This window comes from Gilliamella sp. Choc6-1, from assembly GCF_001690385.1.
Taxonomy (GTDB): domain Bacteria; phylum Pseudomonadota; class Gammaproteobacteria; order Enterobacterales; family Orbaceae; genus Gilliamella; species Gilliamella apicola_A.
Genome location: NZ_LZHI01000066.1, coordinates 167,558 through 189,165, shown reverse-complemented (window position 1 = coordinate 189,165; position 21,608 = coordinate 167,558). Strand labels below are relative to the sequence as shown.

Here is a 21,608-nt window from a genome sequence, read left to right as displayed (position 1 = left end):
CAATAGCACATTGTCAAGAAATTATTTATTCTTAAAAATAAACTTGAAAATGGACGTGAATAAGCCTTTTCATTTATAACTAGCAAAAAAATTCAATAACCTATAAAATGATTAGCTCATTTTTATTATAAAAAATTATAAGGATTTTGTACTATGTCTGTATTTTATATAGTCATCGGCGTTATCGTTTTACTTGCGTTAACTACTGTTTTAAAGGCCATAACAATTGTTCCTCAAGGATACCAATATACTATTGAACGTTTTGGTAAATATACCCATACACTTGAACCCGGTTTAAATATCATTATTCCATTTATGGATGGTGTTGGTCGTAAAATTAATATGATGGAGCAAGTACTCGATATTCCATCACAAGAAGTCATTTCAAAAGATAATGCTAATGTGCAAATTGATGCGGTTTGCTTTATTCAAGTACAAGAAGCAGCTAGAGCTGCATACCAAGTCAATCAATTAGAGCGTGCAGTAATTAATTTAATGATGACTAATATTCGTACTGTTTTAGGTAGCATGGAATTAGATGAAATGTTATCACAACGTGATCATATTAACTCTAAGTTACTAAGTATTGTTGATGATGCAACTAGTCCATGGGGAATCAAAATTACCCGTATCGAAATTCGAGATGTTCGCCCACCTGCTGAATTGATTGCAGCGATGAACGCGCAAATGAAAGCAGAACGTAATAAACGTGCTGAAATTCTTGAAGCGGAAGGTGTTCGCCAAGCAGCGATTTTACGCTCTGAAGGTGAAAAACAATCTGAAATTTTAAAAGCAGAAGGTGAAAGACAATCTGCCTTTTTACAAGCCGAAGCGCGTGAGCGTGCAGCCGAAGCCGAAGCAAGAGCAACTCAAATGGTATCCGATGCTATTGCTGCAGGTAATATTAATGCAATTAATTACTTTGTTGCCCAAAAATATACTGAAGCGTTACAACAAATTGGCTCATCTGATAACAGTAAAGTTATTATGATGCCACTTGATGCCTCAAGTTTAATGGGTAGCATTGGCGGTATTGCTGAATTAATAAAAAATACGAAATAAAAAATCAATTTTTATACTTAAACATAGTGTTTTCTTAAAACTTTTTGACAAAATCTATAAACGCTATGTTTAAGGTTTTTACTGAATAAATTTTAAAGGTAATTGATAATGAATGATTTTTTTATGGTTTTTTATAATTCACCTCATTGGGTATTTATTGCTTTAGGCGGTATTTTGCTGATTATAGAATTGCTGGGTACCGGCGGATACGGGCTTTGGAGTGGGATCGCAGCCATTATTGTTGGTTTAATTGCTTGGATTTTACCTCTTTCTTGGCCACTTTTGTGGATCTTATTTGCAATTCTAACGCTTGTATCAGCTTACCTTTGGTGGGTTTGGCTCAAAAAGCAAGGAAAAGATAAATCAAGCAAAGGCAAAATCAATCAGCCACAACAAGATTTAATTGGTATTAAAACTATTGTTACTGATGCTATTGTCAATGGTTCAGGACGAGTAAAAATCAAAGATGGAACATGGTCTGCAAGATGTGATAAAGATTTAAAAGTTGGCCAATCAGTAATAATTATTGCTGTAGATGGAATAATGTTAAGCGTTGAACCAATAGTATAATAAAGAAATGTTATTTATTTAATTCGACAAAAGGTGCGCCTTATTTTATTAAATCTAAATTGTGCAATATTAAAAAAATCATTAAGTTTTATAAAAAATAATTTGTTATTTTAATGTTCTTATTATCGTTGGATAAATAATTTATAGTAATATAAGCTGGCTAATGATAAATGATGCCATTAGACTGCTGAGCTCAATTGAAGCATGACATCTTAAAAAATACAATTTAGCTATTTTGTTGAAAAAAATAAAATCAAAAATTCATTACAATAAAAGGTGCTTATAAGCACCTTTTAAGTATTCACTAATGTGACATTGACGTCTTTACGCCACCTTCAGGAATGGGGACATAAGCAGTTTCTTTATCGGTTCTTTGTTTATTATTACGTACTTTCAGTGCTGTTTTAATACCAAAAAAGATAATACTGTAAACAACCAATAAGAATAAAATACTTAAACCGGCATTGGTATAATTATTAATAACAATGTGATGCATATTATCGATCTGATGTGGCGTTAAATTACTACCTTGCGTAATGCGACGATTATATTCCTTCGCTAAATAGAAGAACCCTTCTAGTTTTGGATCCTGACTGAATAACTTCAAAGCAAGAGCCCAAGTGGTACAAATTAACAACCAGATAGCAGGAATAATAGTTACCCAAATATATTGCGCACGTTTCATTTTAATTAATACAACGGTTGCTAAAACTAATGCAACTGCAGCTAACATTTGATTAGAAATTCCAAATAGTGGCCACAAGCTTTTAACACCACCTAATGGATCAACAACGCCTTGATAGAGTAAATATCCCCATAAGCCTACACAACCTAACGTACCAATAAAACCTGCAATAAGCGAGTCTGTTTTTTTCAAAAATGGAACAAAATTACCTAATAAATCTTGTAGCATAAAGCGTCCAGAACGAGTACCTGCATCAAGTGCGGTTAAAATAAATAGCGCTTCAAACAAAATACCAAAATGGTACCAAAAGCCCATATTTGCGCCTGGGATAATTTGGTGGAATACATAAGCAATACCCACAGCTAAAGTCGGGGCTCCGCCAGCACGATTAAGTACTGATGGTTCACCAATATCTTTTGCCGTTTGCAAAATATCTTCAGGAGAGATAACAAATCCCCAAGAACTTACAGTAGCGGCAGCATGTGCCGTCACGTTTTTTAATTGCTCCATGATCATCGGTGCATCATCTGTACCTAGCTTATGAAGATCGGGCATAGTGATACCTAAAGCAGAAGGAGGAGTATTCATTGCAAAATAAAGTCCCGGTTCAATAATTGATGCTGCAACTAGTGCCATCATTGCTACGAAAGATTCCATTAACATTGCGCCATAACCAATAAAACGCGCATCAGTTTCATTAGCTAGCAATTTTGGTGTCGTACCTGAAGAGATTAATGCATGGAAACCTGAAACCGCACCACAAGCAATAGTAATAAATAAAAATGGGAATAATGAACCTTTCCAAACTGGTCCACTACCATCAATATATTTGGTGATATCAGGCATTTTTAAGTCAGGATTTAAAATCACAATACCAATAGCTAAACCAACAATCACACCAATCTTTAAGAATGTTGCTAAATAATCACGTGGTGCCAAAATTAGCCATACAGGTAACATTGCAGACACTAGAGCATAACCTATTAATGCATAAGTGATAGTAGTTGCTTTAAATGTTAATGCCGGTCCCCAGTAAGGATCATGCGCTATAACACCACCAAACCAAATAGATAAAATAAGCAATACAATACCAATAATAGACACTTCACCTACACGACCTGGTCTTAGGAATCTCATATAGATTCCCATAAATAAAGCGATTGGAACAGTTGAACAAACAGTAAATACTCCCCATGGACTTTCAGCCAGTGCTTTAACAACAATAAGCGCTAATACTGCCAATATGATTAGCATAATTAAGAAACAACCAAATAATGCAATGGTACCGGGAATAGATCCCATTTCTTCTTTAATCATTTCCCCTAAGGAAGAGCCATTTCGGCGAGATGATAAAAACAACACCATAAAGTCTTGTACCGCACCTGCAAAAACAACACCAGCAAGTAACCAAAGTGTGCCGGGTAAATAACCGACTTGTGCCGCTAGTACCGGACCAACTAATGGACCTGCACCAGCAATTGCGGCAAAATGGTGTCCAAATAATACATATTTATTTGTTGGAACATAATTTAAACCATCATTATTAATGACCGCTGGCGTTGCGCGAGTTGGATCTAACCGCATGACGCTTTTGGCAATATACATACTGTAATATCGATAGGCAACAAGGTAGATCGAAACTGAAGCAGCAACAATCCAAAGGGCACTAACATGCTCACCTCGCCGTAATGCAACGACAGCTAAACAACATGCACCAATAAAGGCTAGAACGATCCATGGAATATGCTTAAAAGCTTTATTATTCATAATGATTCTCTTTGTTATTTTTAGGATTTGTTAACATTATAATAACCATTAAATTAAAATAATAAAAATCAAAATGGTAAGCTACAGTCAATAACTGTAAATTTTTTCATAAAAAAAGACACTAAGTAATACCTTCCACTTCTTTTCAATGTAAATAATTATCAGAAAACATAGCGTCTATACCTAATATAGGTTCTGAATTGCACGAGTATTAACAAACAGCTCCATATCATATTTTTATCATGGTTAACATTTATGATCGTTAAGTGAAGATATAGGTTAATAACATAATGCTTTCATTATTAAAAATCTCGTTATTTACAACAGTAGTTATCAACAATTAAATTCTTTTAGCATATAAAACAACACAATTTTATTGCTATAAAATTATTATAATGGAATGACACTATCCTAAAACTAGTTTTCGGTTTGCATGATGGATTTTGAAAGGAAAATCGCCGATGAATATCGGCAAATTATTATTGAAAAAATTAGTCTCTAAAGTTAGTAAATTGAAACGGCTGTCCTAATTCACCATTTTTAACTAACGCTATAACGGCTTGCAAATCATCACGAGATTTACCCGTTACACGAACCTGCTCACCTTGGACTTGTGCTTGAACTTTAAGCTTACTGTCTTTGATCAGTTTGACAATTTTCTTAGCCAACTCTTTATCAATACCCTGCTTAAGTTTAACTGTAACGCTATAAAATTTACCGCTATGTTCCATTTCTTCAGGAATTTCAAGCGCGCCTCCATCAATACCACGTTTAGCCAGCTTATCACGTAGAATATCAAGTAATTGCTGTACTTGGAAATCAGATTGGCTTGTTACTTTAATTGTTTCATTTTTTTCATTTAATTCAAACGATGCTTCAACGTTTTTAAAATCCCAGCGAGTAGCTAACTCTCGAGTGGCATTTTCAACACCATTTTTAACTTCAGGCATTTGAATTTCTGAAACAATATCAAAAGAAGGCATAAATTCTCCTCTTCTAATGGTTATAAATCTAAATTATCTAATTAATAAATAGAATAATTGCCGCCTAACAATAATTAGGCGACTTTAAAATATAAGTGTGAATTAGTCGATAGTACGAAGCAATTCATTAATACCTACTTTACCTAATGTTTTAGCATCCACTTTTTTCACAATAACCGCACAATAAAGACTATATTTACCATCTTTCGTTGGCAAGTTACCAGAAACAACCACAGAACCTGCTGGTACACGTCCATAATAAACTTCACCTGTAGCACGGTCATAAATTTTGGTACTTTGACCAATAAATACACCCATTGAAATCACACTGCCTTCTTCGACAATTACGCCTTCAACAATTTCACTACGTGCACCGATAAAACAGTTGTCTTCAATAATGGTTGGATTTGCTTGAAGTGGTTCTAAGACACCACCAATACCTACACCACCTGATAAATGCACATTTTTACCAATTTGTGCACAAGAACCAACAGTTACCCATGTATCTACCATCGTACCTTCATCGACATAAGCACCAATATTGACATAAGATGGCATCAATACAGTATTCCGAGCAACATAGGCACCTTTACGAGCAATAGCTGATGGAACAACACGGAAACCTTCTTGTTGGAATCTTGCTGCATCATATTCAGCAAATTTTAATGGCACTTTGTCATAATAATTAGTCGGACCGCCATCAATCAGTTGGTTTTCGTTAATACGGAAAGAGAGCAAAACAGCTTTTTTTAACCATTGATGAGTTACCCAATCACCATTGATTTTTTCAGCGACACGCATCTTACCGCTATCTAATAAATCAATAGATTGATTAATTGCATCACGGGTTACTGTATCGACATTGGAAGGTGTAATTTCAGCGCGGCGTTCAAATGCTGCTTCAATAATAGTTTGTAGTTGTTGCATCTCAAGTTTCCTTTAACTTATAAGCCCATTAGGTAATATAAATAGATCCACAGTATAATATAATAATCAGTACTTTTTAAGTGCGTTTATCATATCCCCACTATTTTACTTGAAAAAAAACAAAAATATCTGTGAAACGAAGCCCAACTTTATCTTCTAAAAATAACATTAATCAACTAGCAGTTACAATAACAGCTATATCATCATTTTTAATAAAGAAAAATTTATGCAAAATTCGGGATTTTCATTATTAGAGCTTTTAGTGATTATTTGCATAAGTGCCATTATGATTTCAATCGGTATATCTCATTGGAAAACGTTACATCTTCGTAATGAACTAATGACAACAACAAAACAGCTAGCCTATTTTTTAAATGAAGCTCAGTTTAAAGCTTATACCAATAATAAAACCTACAACATTTATCTTTTTTTATCCCCTTGGTGTTTATCAATTAGTGAAGGAGAACGCCCAACTACTTGTAATCAAGGAGAGTTTCAATTTATCAAACCAAACAACTCAGTTACAATCAGTGGGTTAACAGATAAAAAAACGCTTGCATTTTGGGGACGTCGAAATATGGCACAAACCGCATCATTTCAACTTAAAAATGAAACTGGCGAAACAAAAGTGTTAATCTCCTTTCGTGGGCGTGTTCGTTTTTGCCACCAAAAAAGCTATTTATCTGGTTTACCGCCATGCTAAAAACATCAGGTTTCTCGCTTCTTGAAATGTTAATAAGTGTTATGTTATCGAGTTTAATTATCATTGGCAGCGCATCTTTTTATTCTCAGCTACAAATAAACAGCCAGAAATATTATCAAATGATGCATTTACAACAAACCATTAATCACGCTTTGTCTGGATTATCTAAAGACATAAAACGCGCAGGCTTTATTGCTAACCATCCTACTTCAACAAAAGTAAAGGCTATAGAAATAAATCAACAACAAAATTGCATCATAATCCGATACGATAGCAAAAGTCGCCATGAATGGGTTTATGACTCTATTCACCTCAATAATTCAGATATATTTACCTTTCGATACTATAAAAATAATCTTGAATACAAAACAGGGGCAATTGATTGCCAAGGCACTAACTGGCAAAGGATATTCGATCCTGCTGAAATTAGAATCACTAAATTTTTGATTAAACAACAAACACACACTATCAAAATATTTTTAGCTGCTGAATTAAAAAAACATGAACAAATTAAGTATGAAATAACTAAAATTATCAAAAATGAAAATTCAAATTAAACAAAAAAATATTTCTATCTTGGGATTGAGCGCAATTGCCATGGTAATAATTTTAATGATAATTGGTTTAACTTTATTAACTGGTTTGGACTTCTTGGCGAACTCATGGAAAAAATCAACCATAATAGAACAACATTATTATCAGCAATATAATCAAGCAAGCTCTTCACTCAATTGGGCTGTAACACAAGATTGGCAACCGCCTTCTAATCATTGGCAATGTAAAACCGAGCCAATATTGCACTTAAGAGTATGTATCAAATTATCACTATTAAAAATAGACAATTACACATTAATCCGAGGTGAAGCCGATGATTTTTCTCTTTATATGCTAGCACATTATGATAATCACAAATTACTTGTCGAAAAAGGCCATTGGCTAGATTATTGCCCTGAAAAAAGGAATAGCGATTGTGAATAACCAAAAGGATGCAGGATTGAGCTTAATTGAAATCATGATAGCGTCATTACTTTTTGCCATTGTTTTGCTTGGTCTTACAAAATATCAGCAAATAATGTTAAAAAAATACCACTTTTTTACAAACAGATTACAAGCAGCACAAATTGCTTTTCAGCTGCTTGATAGTTACCCCCAAACAGCTGATTATTTAGTCCCTTCTGATTGGCAATATAATATCAAAATCACCCCATATAATAACCAATGTAAACTTATTATTGTAAAGATAACCACACCTTATAAGAAACAAACGCAACAGCAACGTTTAATTTGTAATTAATATACTTATTCAATTATTATCATTAGTTAATTTAGCTGTTATATTCTAACCAATGATGTAACAATTGTAATACTTCCCCTGTTTTTTCCGCATGAACATTATGACCAGCACCATCAACAACCTCAATTTTAGAAAGAGGAAACTGTGCGGAAATCGCTTCATAATACTCATCAGCAACGTAAGGAGAATTACCGCCTCTTATGAATAATGTAGGAATTAAACAAGGTGAAATAGATTGCCAATCACAGATGTGGCTATATTGATTATTAATAGCTTCAATATTAAATAACCAATGTTGGTCTTTAAACGATTTCAGTAAGAAAAGGATCACAGCATCATTAATTCCAGCTTGTTTCATCACATTAATGATTTGTTTTTTATCAGTGATCTTGTTTGAAAGGCAATACATTAATGCCCTTAAAATAATGGCATTAGGTGAACGAGCATATTTTATTGGCGCAATATCGATTATTCCAAGTTTTTGAATAATAGTGGGAAACACTTGCGATAACTGCAGAGCAACCTTTCCTCCCATTGAGTGACCAATTAAAATCACATCTTTTAATTTCAAAGCATCACAAAGTTCAGCAACATCTTCAGCCATAACCTGATAATTCATTTTATCTGACCAAGGTGAATGACCATGATTACGCAAATCAACTTGAATGGTTTGATAATTGGATACAAAATCTTTTGCTAACATGTTCAAATTGTCTAAACTGCCAAAAACACCGTGCATAAATATAATTGGTTGTCCTTCACCTTGTAACTTATAGTTTAATTTCATTGTGCTACTCGATAGTTGATTATAAAATTTTCAAAGGGATGTAAATATTACCAATACATAAGCGACTAATTCAATAACCCAAATAGACATAAGTATGATAAAATCCAGAGAAAGTTTTCAAATATTGTTAATATAATATGTTTCAGAATAATCCTTTACTTGCACAATTAAAGCAAGAACTACATCAACAAACCCCACGAATTGAAGGCACAATCCGCGCACATGAAAAAGGATTTGGTTTTTTAGATGTTGATAATAAAAAAAGTTATTTCATCTCTATTGCAAAAATGAAAAGAGTTTGCAATGGTGATAAGGTCTCAGGCACAGTAATAAGCAATAATGATAAAGAATTTTTTGAACCTGAATTATTAATTGAAAGTGCGTTGCAAAAATTTATTGGTAAAATAGGTTTTCAAGATCGAGCGATGGTTATTTATCCTGAAAATATGCCTACAAATCTCGCCATACGCTGCCAAATAAACAAGCAAGTTAGCGAAAAACTAAAAGAAGGTGATTGGGTTGTAGCAACGCTTGTTTCTCATCCTTTGCAAGAAGGACATAATCATTTCCTTGCTGAAATTGTTCATTTTGTTGCTGAAAGCAATTCACCTTATCAGCTTTGGCTAAAAACATTAGCCCGTTACGATTTAGAAACTCACGCCCCAAAAAGCGAAACATTAGTAATTAATGATGCTGAATTTAATCACCGTCAAGATTTAACCGATGTTAACTTTTTCACCATCGATAGCGAAGATACCGAAGATATGGATGATGCAATAGCGGTTTCTAAAAATGAACAGGGAGATTATCAATTAATGGTTGCCATTGCTGATCCCACTGCTTATGTATTACAAGATAGTGAACTTAATAATATTGCTAAGGTTAGAAACTTTACAACTTATTTGCCTGATTTTAACATCCCTATGCTGCCAAAAGAACTTGCTAATGATTTATGCTCATTAAAAGAAAATCAAAAACGTCCAGCAATGATATGTAAAGTGAGCATTGACCAAGAAGGCAATATTATTACTAATGATATCACCTTTATATCCGCTTGGATTGAATCAAAGGCCAAACTAACTTATAACAATGTCTCTAATTTTTTAGAAAACATTGATGAATTAGCATCTAATAATCCTATCATTAAACAGCAACTTAAGTGGTTATCTGACTTAGCAAAAGCCCGTACAACATGGCGGCAAACCCATGCATTAATCTTTAAAGATAATGGAGATTATCGTTTTGAACTTGATGAAAACCGTCAGGTTAAATCAATAATTAAAGAGTTTCGCCGGATTGCTAATCATATCGTTGAAGAAGTCATGGTTATCGCCAATCAGGCGCTAACCTTACATTTAAAAAATAAAATAGGTTTTGGTATTTTTAATACGCATTCAGGTTTTGACAGCAAATATTTCGATCAAATACTAAAAATTTTAAATGAGCAAGGCATTACTTACTTTGATAAAGATTTATTGTCATCTTTTGAAGGGTATATAAAACTACGTCGATTGATTGATAACAATGAATTTTTAACTGCGCGGTTACGTAAATTTCAAAGTCCTGCTGATTTTTCTATTGAACCACAACCTCATTTTGGTCTGGGATTTGAGGCTTATGCAACTTGGACATCACCAATCCGTAAATATGGTGATATGGTCAATCATCGATTAATCAAAGCTTATTTACAATCCCAACCATTAACTCAGCCAGATAAAGAACAATTAAAGGTAATGAATGAAAGGCGTAAAACGCTTCGTTTAGCTGAACGTGATATAGCTGAAAACCTTTTTGCTCAATACCTATCTGACAAGATTGGCAAAAATTATGCTGCTCAAATCGTCGATATTAATCGAGGAGGAATGCGAGTACGTTTAACTGATATTGGCGCTTTTGCGTTCATTCCACTCTCAATGATACATTCAGTTAAAGAAGAAATAACTTCCTTACCTGATGAAGGTATTATCAAAATAAAAGATACTATTTGCTATAAACTAGCTGATAATATTTCCGTTTCCATTTACCAAGTAAAACCAGAAAATCAATCTATCATTGCAAAATTAACCAATGATAATCAATAAAGATTTAACCGTATCAAAAAGGTAACCTAATTGGGTTACCCTTTTTCCATCAATAGCATATCAATAGGAACAAAATACTATTTATTGACAATATTTTAACATTGCCCCCCCTTTTTTTTCCTAATGATATCTGATATCTTGCTTCTTATATTAAAGCCATTATTAATCCTTAAATAAACGATATTGAGAGGATATTATGTTATCCATTCATGGGCATGAAGTTTTAAATATGATGATAGGAAACAGCTACACAGAATCATCATTGCTTGAAAGCATTGCACAAAAATTTGGGAACGATGCTAAATTTCATACTTGTTCTCAAGTCGATATGGATGCAAAACAGCTTATTGCTTTTCTAAAATCAAAAGGTAAGTTCAAACCTGTGAATGACCTTAAATTTACAATTAATCTTCAAAAGATTTGTCGTCATTAGTTTTTTTAGGTTGTAGTATATTTTTATAGCAATTTTTTATAAATTTAAATGAAACGCTTAGTGTATTTAATACAATAAGGGTATATAATTTTTGCTCAAACTAAATACAACCTGCCCTAAAATAACAATTCAAGAATATGTTCATGGAACTTTATATATGAAAATAGGTAATATTTTAACATTAACCATTGTTTCTATTCTTGTTGCAAGTTGTGCAAATAAATCAACTTCATTGCAAAATCACAATGAACAAAATATAAGCACTAATCAATTGGCGCTATTGAAACAAGAAACAGAGCTTAACAATTCTTTTGTTATTAACGCTAAAAACCAATTATTGAAATTAGTAGGCGAAAAAAATTTCGATAACTATATTACCAAGCATGGTATTTTAGCTTGTAATAACGATCCAAACCAATCGCTTTGTGTTTTAAATTTCTATTTACAAGAATATTATAGGCTTAAATATGATGGGCAAATTAAGAAAATTGTTAAGGAAAATCAAATAAAAAGACATATTGAATTAAGTAAAATAAATGCAAGTAAAATTAATATTCAAAATTATTGTCAGCTTTCTGCTGATTTTATTAATGCAATTTACTTAAACGATACTGTAAAAATATCCTCCTATTTTCAACCTTTATTCAAAATGTCTGAACAAGATATAGCAACATTACGTACTAAGGTCAATAAGGATGGTTATTCTCAATTTTTGATCAACGAAAACCCAAGCATATTACAAGAGATGAAAACCGATTATGTTGAAAAATGCTTAAATGATCCAAAACATAATGTTATCAATTATTTCCATATCTTTAGATAATACTAACGTGAGCATTTTATGTACAAATTTTTAATAACGAATCAATTTAGCAAAAACATCGCTTGCAAAATAATTTGCATATTCTCCGCTTTGCTTATAAGTTTTTCCACTTGGGCTTTTTCATACGATGATGTGGTTAAAAAAGCAGAAAAATTATCAAAACAGGCTTATGAACAGCCATCTAAGAATATTCCAAGTCAATTAGCTTCCTTACAATTTGCTGATTATCAGAAAATTTTATTCAATCATCAAAAAGCCTACTGGAAGGATCAAAATACACGTTTTAAACTTGAGTTTTATCATGAAGGAATGTATTTTGATACTCCCATAAAAATCAATGAAGTTGTTAATAATCAAGTTAATGAAATCAAATATGATCCAAGTTATTTTGATCTCAGCCAAATTAACTTAGGTAATTTAGATACCAAAAATCTTGGCTTTGCAGGATTTAAAGTACATTATCCGATTAATTCATCAAACAAAACTGATGATGAAATTTTTACAGCACTTGGTGGCAGTTATTTTCGTGCCGTAGGCAAGAATCAAATTTATGGTCTATCAGCGAGAGGACTGGCGCTTGATACAGGCGAAATGTCAGGAGAGGAATTTCCTCGATTTAAAGAATTTTGGATAGAAAAACCAGAACCGAATCAAAAACACCTCATTATTTATGCATTACTAGATTCACATAGTGTAACAGGGGCTTATAAAATTACATTAGTACCAAGTGTCGACACAACTGTTACCGTTGAAGCTAAAGTCTTTTTCCGTAATGCGGTTAAAAAATTGGGTATTGCACCATTAACAAGTATGTTTTTGTATGGACCAAATCAGCCATCACCTTTACTTAATTATCGTCCTGCTATGCATGATTCTAACGGGTTATCAATTTTAGCAAGTAATAAAGAATGGATCTGGCGGCCTTTAAACAATCCAAAACGATTATCATTTTCTTCGTATAGTTTAGAAAACCCTAAAGCATTTGGTTTGATTCAACGCGATAATGGTTTTAGTGATTATCAAGATCTTGACGATCATTATGAAAAACGCCCAAGTGTCTGGACAGAAATTCTTGGTGATTGGCAAAAAGGACGGGTCGAACTTGTAGAGATTCCCACTCCCGACGAAACCAATGATAATATTGTAGCCTTTTGGGTACCTGAAAAACAATATAATGCTGGAAATATGCTCAATATTAAATACCGATTGCATTATACATTAAATGAACAACAGCGTTACCCCGATAACGTAGCCAGAGCAGTAAGTACACGTTTATCATTAGGTGATATAAAACAAGCTAATTTAATTCGTAAACTTGACGGTTCTAATGCTTATGTTATTGACTTTGCTGGTCCTCAATTATCAGAAGACAAACCTGTAAAAATCATTTCAAGCATTAACAACGGAACTATTGTTAGCAGCCAATCACAATACAATCCGATTATAAAAGGTTGGCGTGTCATAGTACGATTCAATGTTGAAGATAGCAAAAAAGCAACCGATATTCGTATACAATTAGCCTCAGAAAAAACCAATGAAGTTTTATCTGAAACTTGGAGTGGGCAATATCCTGCACAATAACTTTAATCGAAAATATGAAAAAAGATTACTTTTCAACACTTTCTGACGCTGATTATTGGCGTCAGAAAAATCAAAATAAAGCACCACTATCTAGTGATGTCGAGTTTTTGAAGTATCGCTTAAACCAAATCAGCGATACCTCAACATTTATTGACGAAAGACAGCAACAGCCTAGTTATCCGAAAATAGAACGCGTTGCCATCCAACCACAAATTTGGAAGCAATTTTATAAAGCAAAATCGGAGAAAAGCTTCATTGTCACGATTCGACGCTTTATCATGTTATTACTTATTATTGTGCAAACTTATTTAGGAACGGGTTACCTTTCTTCACTATTGCCTTATCAAAGTTGGGACAAAATCAATTTTATGGCAAATTGGGAAATAAACCCCGAACTTGCAGTTTATAGCGTTATACCTTATATCATACAAGGTTTTATTATTGCTTTATTTGCTATTTTATTTTGTTGGATTTCCATAGGATTTTGGACCAGCATTATGGGGCTAATTTTAGCTATCATGGGGAAAGATCGTTATACTGTTCAAATCCCCAAAAATCCAACTGAACATATTGATGCTCGACATCGAACTGCATTAGTAATGCCAATTTGTAACGAAAATGTGGCACGAGTTTTTGCTGGATTACAAGCAACTTACCAATCTTTGGTTGAAACAGATCATGCAGCCTATTGTGATTTTTTCATTTTAAGTGATACCAATGATCCCGACCTTTATGTCAATGAACTCAAGGCTTGGGCTGAGTTTAATACAAAAAAACAAAATAATGGCTGCAATATTTTTTATCGTCACCGTAAGCGCCGGATCAAACGTAAAAGTGGTAATATCGACGACTTTTGTCGCCGTTGGGGACATCAATACGAATACATGATGATTCTTGATGCTGACAGCATCATGACAGGTGATTGTATATTAAATATGATTGCCATGATGGAAATGACACCTAAAGCAGGAATACTGCAATCTCCACCTAAATCAGTAAGAATGAAAACCCTTTATGGTCGTATTCAACAGTTTGCTAATCAAATTTACAGCGATATATTTTGTGCTGGCACCCACTTTTGGCAGTTAAGTGAAGCACAATATTGGGGACATAATGCGATAATTCGCTTAAAACCGTTTATTAAACACTGTATTTTATCCCCACTGCAAAAACGTAAAGGTCCTTTGCACATTTTGTCACATGATTTAGTAGAAGCTTCTTTAATGCGTCGAGCAGGCTATGGCGTTTGGATTGCCTACAATATAAATGGTAGTTATGAAGAATTACCAGGCAATATGATTGAAGATCTAAAACGAGATAACCGCTGGTGTATGGGAAATCTGATTAATCTTAAATTAATTTTCGAAAGCGGAATCACTTTAACCCACCGAGTTATGTTTGCAACCAGTGGTATGGCTTATATATCTTCATTACTTTGGTTAATTTTTCTAATATTTTCAACATTACTTTTATTAGTATTTAATATATCCGAACCGCAATATTTTTATCAATCAAACCAATTTTACCCGACATGGCCGAAATGGGATGAACAATTGGCTATGCAGTTATTATCAACAACACTGGTATTGTTATTTGCTCCTAAATTTTTTAGCTATGGCATTATTATTGCTAGAACAAGAGCAAAGGATGTTGGCGGTATATTTAAATTAACCTTATCCATACTTATTGAAATGGTTTGGTCAATGGTTCTGGCTCCAATTCGCATGATCTTTCATAGTAAATTTGTACTAAAAGCATGGATGGGTAGTAAAATACAATGGAAATCACCATCCCGAAGTGACGATTCTTTAACATGGGGGGAATCATTTTATTTTTGTTGGCCACTTTCATTATTAGGTATTGTCTGGTTAGGAGTAATTATCTGGTTAAATCCACAATTTACTTATTGGTACATAGCCATATTAATACCTTTAACCATTTCTCCTTTAGTAATTAGAGTATCGGGACTTTCAAGTATCGGCATGAAAGCCCAAAAAGCAGGACTATTTTTAACTCCTGAAGAAACGCATCCTACAAAAGCTGTTACTCTTACAGGCGAATATTTAATTAAAACTGAAACTGCATTTGTTGAACATGGCTTTGTTATGGCGTTGGTCGATCCTATATATAACGCACTAGCTTGCGCTTTGTCGACTTCAAGACATAGCGTTAATAATAAAAACCAACAAAAACGCAATGAACTTATTAAACAATATCAACACATAGATTTAGAAAAAATGAGTAAAGAAAAGCAATTAGCCATTTTAGAAGATCCTATTATTCTTTCAGCATTACATAGCCACATTTGGCAACAACAAGAAAAATACGACAATCTATTTGCATTATGGCAAAATAAAGACCAGCAATAAGAGATAGGGTTTTACCCTATCTCTCACCTTTTAGTAAATAATCAAAACCCATTGGATATTTTTATGACTTGGCAACCTTCTGCACCTATTAATAATTTACTTAAGCGCGCAAAAATTGTATCTCAAGTAAGACAATTTTTTTCTGATCGCTGTATTTTAGAGGTCGAAACACCTACCTTAAGCCAATATGCTGTAACAGATGTACATTTAAGCTCTTTTCATACATCATTTTTAAAACCAGGTGAAATAGACGAGCACAAAGGACAAAAAATGTCATTAATAACTAGTCCTGAATACCATATGAAACGTTTATTAGCTGCTGGTAGTGGACCTATTTATCAAATTTGTAAATGCTTTCGTAATCATGAGGAAATAAGCCGCTATCATAACCCTGAATTTACCATGCTTGAATGGTATCGTATCCAATTTGACATGATGCAGATGATCAATGAAGTTGATGATTTTCTACAAACAATTTTAGACTGTGAACCTGCTGAACGAATCTCTTATCAAAAAGTGTTTCAGCGTCATCTTAATTTAGATCCATTAGAAGCAGATCATGCAAGTTTAGTTAATGCAATCAAACAGCTTAATATTGAACTTGATGCCGAACATTATGATAAAGATACACTATTACAGTGCCTATTTTCCTTTGGCATTGAACCTCATATTGGTCAGGACAAGCCTATCGCAGTATACCACTTCCCTGCATCGCAAGCGGCACTAGCTGCAATCAGCTCAGAAGATCATCGAGTTGCTAGTCGTTTTGAATTTTATTATAAGGGTGTTGAATTGGCCAATGGTTTTAAAGAGCTAACTAATCCTCAAGAGCAAAAAATGCGTTTTGAACAAAACAACATTGATCGTGCTAATCAAAACTTACCACAACAAAATATTGATATTGAATTATTAGCTGCTATGGAAGCTGGATTACCTGATTGTGCTGGTGTAGCTATTGGTTTAGACCGTTTAATAATGCTCGCCCTTGGTGCTAATACTTTAGATGATGTGATTTCATTTACCTTTAAAAGGGCTTAATTATGTTCGGAGTTTTAGGTTTAAGCGAATGGATTGCCATAATTATCGGCATTGTTTCATTCATCTTATTAGTATTGGTTTTAAAGTCTCAACTGACCATTAATAGCCAAAATCAATTATTTGATCTACAGTTAGCACAAAAAAAAGAAGAAAATCAATCGTTAGTTTTTCAGGTAAAACAGTTGGAGCATGAGTTAGCTCAACATCGACAACAAAATCTTGCACAAAATGTCAAAATCAGTGAACTTAAAACACGTTTAGAAGAAACATTAAATGCAACCCACGAACGCCAAACTATTCTTGAACAGAGCGAACAACGATTAACCACACAATTTGAAAACCTGGCTAATCGCATTTTTGAACATAGCGGAAAAAAAATAGAGCAACAAAATAGACAGAGCCTCAACTTTTTACTTTCGCCACTAAAAGAGCAGTTAGAAGGGTTTAAAAAACAAGTACAAGATAGTTTTGGGCAAGAAGCAAAAGAACGCCACACCCTTACTCATGAAATACGTAATTTGCAACTGCTTAACGAACAGATGAGCAAAGAAGCGATAAACCTAACCAATGCGTTAAAAGGCAATAATAAAACTCAAGGCAATTGGGGAGAATTCGTTCTTAGCCAAATATTGGATAATTCAGGATTACGTTTAGGCTATGAATACGACACACAAGTAAACTTAACTAACGAAAATAATCAACGATTACAGCCCGATGTTATTGTACACTTACCACAAGGTGGCGATGTTATAATTGACTCAAAAGTCACATTAATTGCTTATGAACGCCATTTTAATAGTAATGATGAAACCATTAAGGCTAAAGCCATGACGGAACATTTAGCTGCAGTACGTAATCACTTAAAACAGCTTAGCCAAAAAGATTATCATAAACTTATAGGGGTTAATTCTTTAGATTACATACTAATGTTTATTCCTGTCGAACCTGCATTTTTAAGTGCGATAGATCATGACCCAACACTCATCAATGAGGCATTAAAAAATAACATTATGATTGTAAGCCCAACTACTCTTTTAGTCGCATTGCGTACTATTCATAATTTATGGCGATTTGAATACCAAAATCGAAATGCCGAACTTATTGCCGATAAAGCAAGCAAATTATACGATAAAGTGCGTGGATTTGTTGAAGACATGGAAAACCTAGGAAACTGCTTAGACAAAGCACAACAAACTTATCAAAATTCAATGAATAAATTATCTAAAGGTCGTGGTAATGTAATTGGACAAATTGAACGATTCCGTGAACTTGGCGTTGAAGTAAAAAAAACAATCAACCCCAATATAGCTATATCATCTAAAGATGAACTAAATGGCGATAGTGAAAACGATTTGCATTAGCTAAATTACACACGGCTGATTATTGTCACCAGTTAAAATACAAACGCCTTAATAAACAAGCTAACATTAGTATAAAAAACAGTATAAAAGCATGATTCACCATTATCCAAAATACGTGTATACTCACTTAGCATGAAGAGGAGTAAAAAATGGCAAAAAACCAAAATAAAGAACCCAGTTTTGAAGAGATACTTAAACAACTTGAAACGATTGTGTCCCAACTTGAAAATGGTGATTTCCCTTTAGATGAAGCTTTAAATGAATTCGAAAAAGGGATTAAATTAGCTAAGGCAGGGCAAAAACAATTACAGCAAGCAGAACAACGTATTCAAATTTTATTATCTGAAAATAGTGATGCACAATTATCAGAATTCTCATTGAAAAATAATGAATAGCTTACAACCATTACAACAACGAATTGATTCGTTTTTAACTGCCTATATTGCCAAACTTCCTTCTTCTAAATTACAAGAAGCGATGAGTTACAGCTTACTTGCCGGTGGCAAACGAATTCGTCCTATTTTGGTCTATTTAACTGGGCAAATGTTCAACTGCCCACTTGCTAAGTTAGATGAGCCTTCAGCAGCCATTGAAGCGATTCATACCTATTCACTAATTCATGATGACCTACCTGCAATGGACAATGACAACTTAAGAAGAGGAAAACCAACTTGCCACATTCAATTTGGTGAAGCGCAAGCCATTTTAGCAGGTGATGCCTTGCAAAGTTTAGCCTTTTCATTATTAGCAAAAAGTGAGCTAATTGATACTGAAACTAAAATTAACATGATAGCCGAACTTGCCCATGCTAGTGGGGTTAATGGCATGTGCCTTGGTCAATCACTAGATTTAGCGGCAGAACGCCAATTAATTAGCATTGAACATTTACAAAAAATCCATTGTTATAAAACAGGTACCTTAATCAAATCTGCAATTAGATTGGGTGCTTTTGCCAGTGGTGATATTGCAAAACCCTATTATAAATTGCTCGATAATTACGCAGAATCGATTGGATTAGCATTTCAAATTCAAGATGATATTTTAGATATCGTTGGAGAACCGACTATCATGGGCAAATCTCAAGGTTCGGATATAACTCATGAAAAGAGTACTTATCCAGCACTAATTGGGCTTGAAAACGCAAAAAAATTAATGCAACAACTTTATTATCAAGCTATCGATAGCCTAAATCAGATACCATATAATAGCCAAACATTACACGACCTTGCTAATTTTATTATTCATAGAACTAACTAACAAATAGCGAAAATAAATTTAAATAATGAATTTAGACAATTACCCTTTATTAAAGCGAATTAATTCACCAGAAGATTTAAGACTCTTCCCACAATCTCAGTTACAAGCTATTTGTGGTGAACTTAGGCAATATTTATTGACCTGTGTTAGTCAATCAAGTGGTCATTTGGCTTCAGGGCTTGGAGTGGTTGAATTAACCACAGCACTACATTATGTCTTTCACACGCCTTTTGATAAAATTATTTGGGATGTCGGTCATCAAGCCTATCCGCATAAAATTTTAACTGGTCGCCGAGACCAAATGCTCACTATTCGCCAAAAAGGAGGGCTTCATCCATTTCCTCATCGTAATGAGAGCGAATATGATGTACTGACCACTGGACATTCTTCAACTTCGATTAGTGCAGCACTTGGAATAGCAATTAGCGAACAAAAGAAACAATCGGGTAAAAAAGTAGCCGCAGTAATTGGCGATGGAGCCTTAACTGCTGGTATAGCATTTGAAGCTATGAACCATGCAGGGCATATCAAACCAGACATGCTAGTGATTGTAAATGATAATGATATGTCGATTTCAGAAAACACAGGCGCACTTAATCAGCATCTAACCCAAATTTTATCAAGTAAAGCTTATGCATCTTTTCGTGAAAATGGTAAACGTGTACTTGCTAATATTCCACCATTAAAAGAATTATTTAAAAAGACAGAAGAACATTTAAAAGGTTTGGTTACCCCCGCTATCTTATTTGAAGAGCTTGGATTTAATTATATTGGTCCTATTGATGGGCACGATATTAATGCATTAGTTGCAACACTACAAAAAGTCCGACAATTAAAAGGTCCACAGCTGCTTCATGTTATTACTCAAAAAGGCAAAGGCTATGCACCTGCTGAAAAAGACCCAACTTTATGGCATGGCGTACCAAAATTTAATCCCAATGATGGAATATTACCTGCCCCCCCAAAAGCAACGCCAACTTATTCACAAATTTTTGGAGATTGGCTATGCGAAATAGCGCAAAACGATAAACGATTAATGGCAATAACTCCAGCCATGAGCGAAGGATCGGGCATGACAAAATTTGCAAATAGCTATCCTGACCAATTTTTCGATGTTGCAATTGCCGAACAGCATGCAGTTACCCTTGCAGCAGGGTTTGCAATTAGCGATTTAAAACCAGTTGTTGCCATTTATTCAACATTTTTGCAACGTGCTTATGATCAGGTTATCCATGATATAGCCATTCAAAACTTACCTGTTTTATTTGCTATTGATCGTGCCGGTATTGTAGGTGCCGATGGCGAAACGCACCAAGGTACCTTCGATTTAAGTTATTTACGCTGCGTGCCAAATTTTGTCATTATGACACCAAGCGATGAAAATGAATGCAGACAAATGCTTTATACAGGCTATTTACATCATGGACCTTCTGCAGTGCGTTACCCAAGAGGAGAAGGAATTGGAGTAGCACTAACACCATTATCTCCTATACCAATAGGGCAATCTAAGCTATGCCGACAAGGGGAAAATATAGCTTTACTCAATTTTGGCACATTGCTTCCTGAAGTTTTACAAGCGGCAAATAAAATTAATGCTACAGTCATAGACATGCGTTTTGTAAAACCACTAGATGAAAAAGTCCTTTTGCAGATTAGCCAAACACATAATATACTGGTAACTATTGAAGAAAATTGCATCAATGGTGGCGCCGGTAGCGGTGTCAATGAATTTTTATTATCGAAAAAAACAAAATGTGATATTTTAAATATTGGATTACCTGACAAATTTATTCCTCAAGGTTCTCAAAATGAGATGAGAGAAGAGTTTGGATTGACCTGTAAGCACATAATAGAGAAAATCAATAATTTTAAAATTAATAGGTAAAA

The 21,608-nt window shown here is 33.9% G+C and carries 20 protein-coding genes; 16 read left to right on the top strand and 4 right to left on the bottom strand.

All coding sequences use genetic code 11. From position 1 onward, the window contains the following. The first annotated feature begins 153 nt into the window (after positions 1–153). Entirely contained in the window at positions 154–1,062 is a 909-nt protein-coding gene (locus tag A9G36_RS09255; RefSeq protein ID WP_065569392.1) for an SPFH domain-containing protein, read from the top strand. A gap of 108 nt (positions 1,063–1,170) precedes the next feature. Then, the gene (locus tag A9G36_RS09250) at positions 1,171–1,632 is read left to right on the top strand and encodes an NfeD family protein (protein WP_218055783.1); all 462 of its coding nucleotides are present in this window, start codon (positions 1,171–1,173) and stop codon (positions 1,630–1,632) included. Between the two features lie 304 nt (positions 1,633–1,936). On the opposite strand, the gene A9G36_RS09245 is transcribed toward A9G36_RS09250, so the two are convergent. From A9G36_RS09245 to dapD, 3 genes are all read right to left on the bottom strand, one after another. Continuing rightward, on the bottom strand, positions 1,937–4,084 hold the full coding sequence (locus A9G36_RS09245) for a carbon starvation CstA family protein (RefSeq protein ID WP_141670382.1): 2,148 nt from the start codon (positions 4,082–4,084) through the stop codon (positions 1,937–1,939). 491 nt (positions 4,085–4,575) lie between these two features. Then, the gene (locus A9G36_RS09240) at positions 4,576–5,067 is read right to left on the bottom strand and encodes a YajQ family cyclic di-GMP-binding protein (RefSeq protein WP_034943734.1); all 492 of its coding nucleotides are present in this window, start codon (positions 5,065–5,067) and stop codon (positions 4,576–4,578) included. Positions 5,068–5,169: 102 nt separating this feature from the next. Further along, complete coding sequence (gene dapD / locus A9G36_RS09235) at positions 5,170–5,994, bottom strand: 2,3,4,5-tetrahydropyridine-2,6-dicarboxylate N-succinyltransferase (protein ID WP_034943736.1); 825 nt, start codon at positions 5,992–5,994, stop codon at positions 5,170–5,172. Between the two features lie 226 nt (positions 5,995–6,220). Here dapD and A9G36_RS09230 point away from each other — a divergent pair, with 226 nt between their 5' ends. Genes A9G36_RS09230 through A9G36_RS09215 form a run of 4 tightly spaced genes read left to right on the top strand, consistent with a single transcriptional unit; the run spans position 6,221 to position 7,991 of the window. Continuing rightward, positions 6,221–6,697 (top strand): hypothetical protein, encoded by a 477-nt coding sequence (locus tag A9G36_RS09230; protein WP_034943739.1) that lies wholly within the window; start codon positions 6,221–6,223, stop codon positions 6,695–6,697. After that, positions 6,655–7,254: a prepilin peptidase-dependent protein gene (locus A9G36_RS09225; protein ID WP_141670706.1), complete on the top strand. Its 600-nt coding sequence runs from the start codon at positions 6,655–6,657 to the stop codon at positions 7,252–7,254. Before A9G36_RS09230 ends, A9G36_RS09225 begins: the two co-directional genes overlap by 43 nt. Beyond that, on the top strand, positions 7,238–7,675 hold the full coding sequence (locus A9G36_RS09220) for a DUF2509 family protein (protein WP_034943747.1): 438 nt from the start codon (positions 7,238–7,240) through the stop codon (positions 7,673–7,675). Before A9G36_RS09225 ends, A9G36_RS09220 begins: the two co-directional genes overlap by 17 nt. Next, a complete protein-coding gene (locus A9G36_RS09215; RefSeq protein ID WP_051825032.1) occupies positions 7,668–7,991 on the top strand; it encodes a type IV pilus modification PilV family protein in 324 nt (107 codons plus the stop codon). Before A9G36_RS09220 ends, A9G36_RS09215 begins: the two co-directional genes overlap by 8 nt. A gap of 31 nt (positions 7,992–8,022) precedes the next feature. Here the strand turns inward: A9G36_RS09215 and A9G36_RS09210 are convergent, their stop codons facing one another. Continuing rightward, positions 8,023–8,778: an alpha/beta fold hydrolase gene (locus tag A9G36_RS09210; RefSeq protein ID WP_034943749.1), complete on the bottom strand. Its 756-nt coding sequence runs from the start codon at positions 8,776–8,778 to the stop codon at positions 8,023–8,025. A 137-nt stretch (positions 8,779–8,915) separates the two neighbouring features. Between A9G36_RS09210 and A9G36_RS09205 the strand changes: the two genes are divergently transcribed. The 10 genes from A9G36_RS09205 (at position 8,916) to dxs (ending at position 21,606) form a co-directional block, all read left to right on the top strand. After that, positions 8,916–10,859 carry an exoribonuclease II gene (locus A9G36_RS09205; RefSeq protein WP_065585653.1) on the top strand — a complete coding sequence of 648 codons (1,944 nt, stop codon included), beginning with the start codon at positions 8,916–8,918 and terminating at the stop codon, positions 10,857–10,859. Positions 10,860–11,055: 196 nt separating this feature from the next. Continuing rightward, complete coding sequence (locus A9G36_RS09200; RefSeq protein WP_034943757.1) at positions 11,056–11,292, top strand: YecH family metal-binding protein; 237 nt, start codon at positions 11,056–11,058, stop codon at positions 11,290–11,292. Positions 11,293–11,449: 157 nt separating this feature from the next. Beyond that, positions 11,450–12,115 carry a hypothetical protein gene (locus A9G36_RS09195; protein WP_034943760.1) on the top strand — a complete coding sequence of 222 codons (666 nt, stop codon included), beginning with the start codon at positions 11,450–11,452 and terminating at the stop codon, positions 12,113–12,115. Between the two features lie 18 nt (positions 12,116–12,133). After that, positions 12,134–13,696: a glucan biosynthesis protein G gene (locus A9G36_RS09190; protein WP_051825033.1), complete on the top strand. Its 1,563-nt coding sequence runs from the start codon at positions 12,134–12,136 to the stop codon at positions 13,694–13,696. A 14-nt stretch (positions 13,697–13,710) separates the two neighbouring features. Continuing rightward, positions 13,711–16,065: a glucans biosynthesis glucosyltransferase MdoH gene (gene mdoH, locus A9G36_RS09185; RefSeq protein ID WP_065569395.1), complete on the top strand. Its 2,355-nt coding sequence runs from the start codon at positions 13,711–13,713 to the stop codon at positions 16,063–16,065. A gap of 63 nt (positions 16,066–16,128) precedes the next feature. Continuing rightward, positions 16,129–17,103, top strand: a complete 975-nt coding sequence (gene epmA, locus A9G36_RS09180; RefSeq protein ID WP_034943762.1) for an elongation factor P--(R)-beta-lysine ligase — start codon at positions 16,129–16,131, stop codon at positions 17,101–17,103. A gap of 2 nt (positions 17,104–17,105) precedes the next feature. Beyond that, positions 17,106–18,464 carry a DNA recombination protein RmuC gene (gene rmuC / locus A9G36_RS09175; protein WP_065569396.1) on the top strand — a complete coding sequence of 453 codons (1,359 nt, stop codon included), beginning with the start codon at positions 17,106–17,108 and terminating at the stop codon, positions 18,462–18,464. Between the two features lie 149 nt (positions 18,465–18,613). Then, positions 18,614–18,859, top strand: a complete 246-nt coding sequence (gene xseB, locus A9G36_RS09170) for an exodeoxyribonuclease VII small subunit (protein WP_034943764.1) — start codon at positions 18,614–18,616, stop codon at positions 18,857–18,859. Then, complete coding sequence (gene ispA / locus A9G36_RS09165) at positions 18,852–19,721, top strand: (2E,6E)-farnesyl diphosphate synthase (RefSeq protein ID WP_034943767.1); 870 nt, start codon at positions 18,852–18,854, stop codon at positions 19,719–19,721. The genes xseB and ispA overlap by 8 nt, the downstream gene beginning before the upstream one ends. A 25-nt stretch (positions 19,722–19,746) precedes the next feature. Further along, positions 19,747–21,606, top strand: coding sequence for a 1-deoxy-D-xylulose-5-phosphate synthase (dxs, locus tag A9G36_RS09160; RefSeq protein ID WP_065569397.1), 1,860 nt, complete (start codon positions 19,747–19,749; stop codon positions 21,604–21,606). The last annotated feature ends 2 nt before the right edge of the window (positions 21,607–21,608 follow it).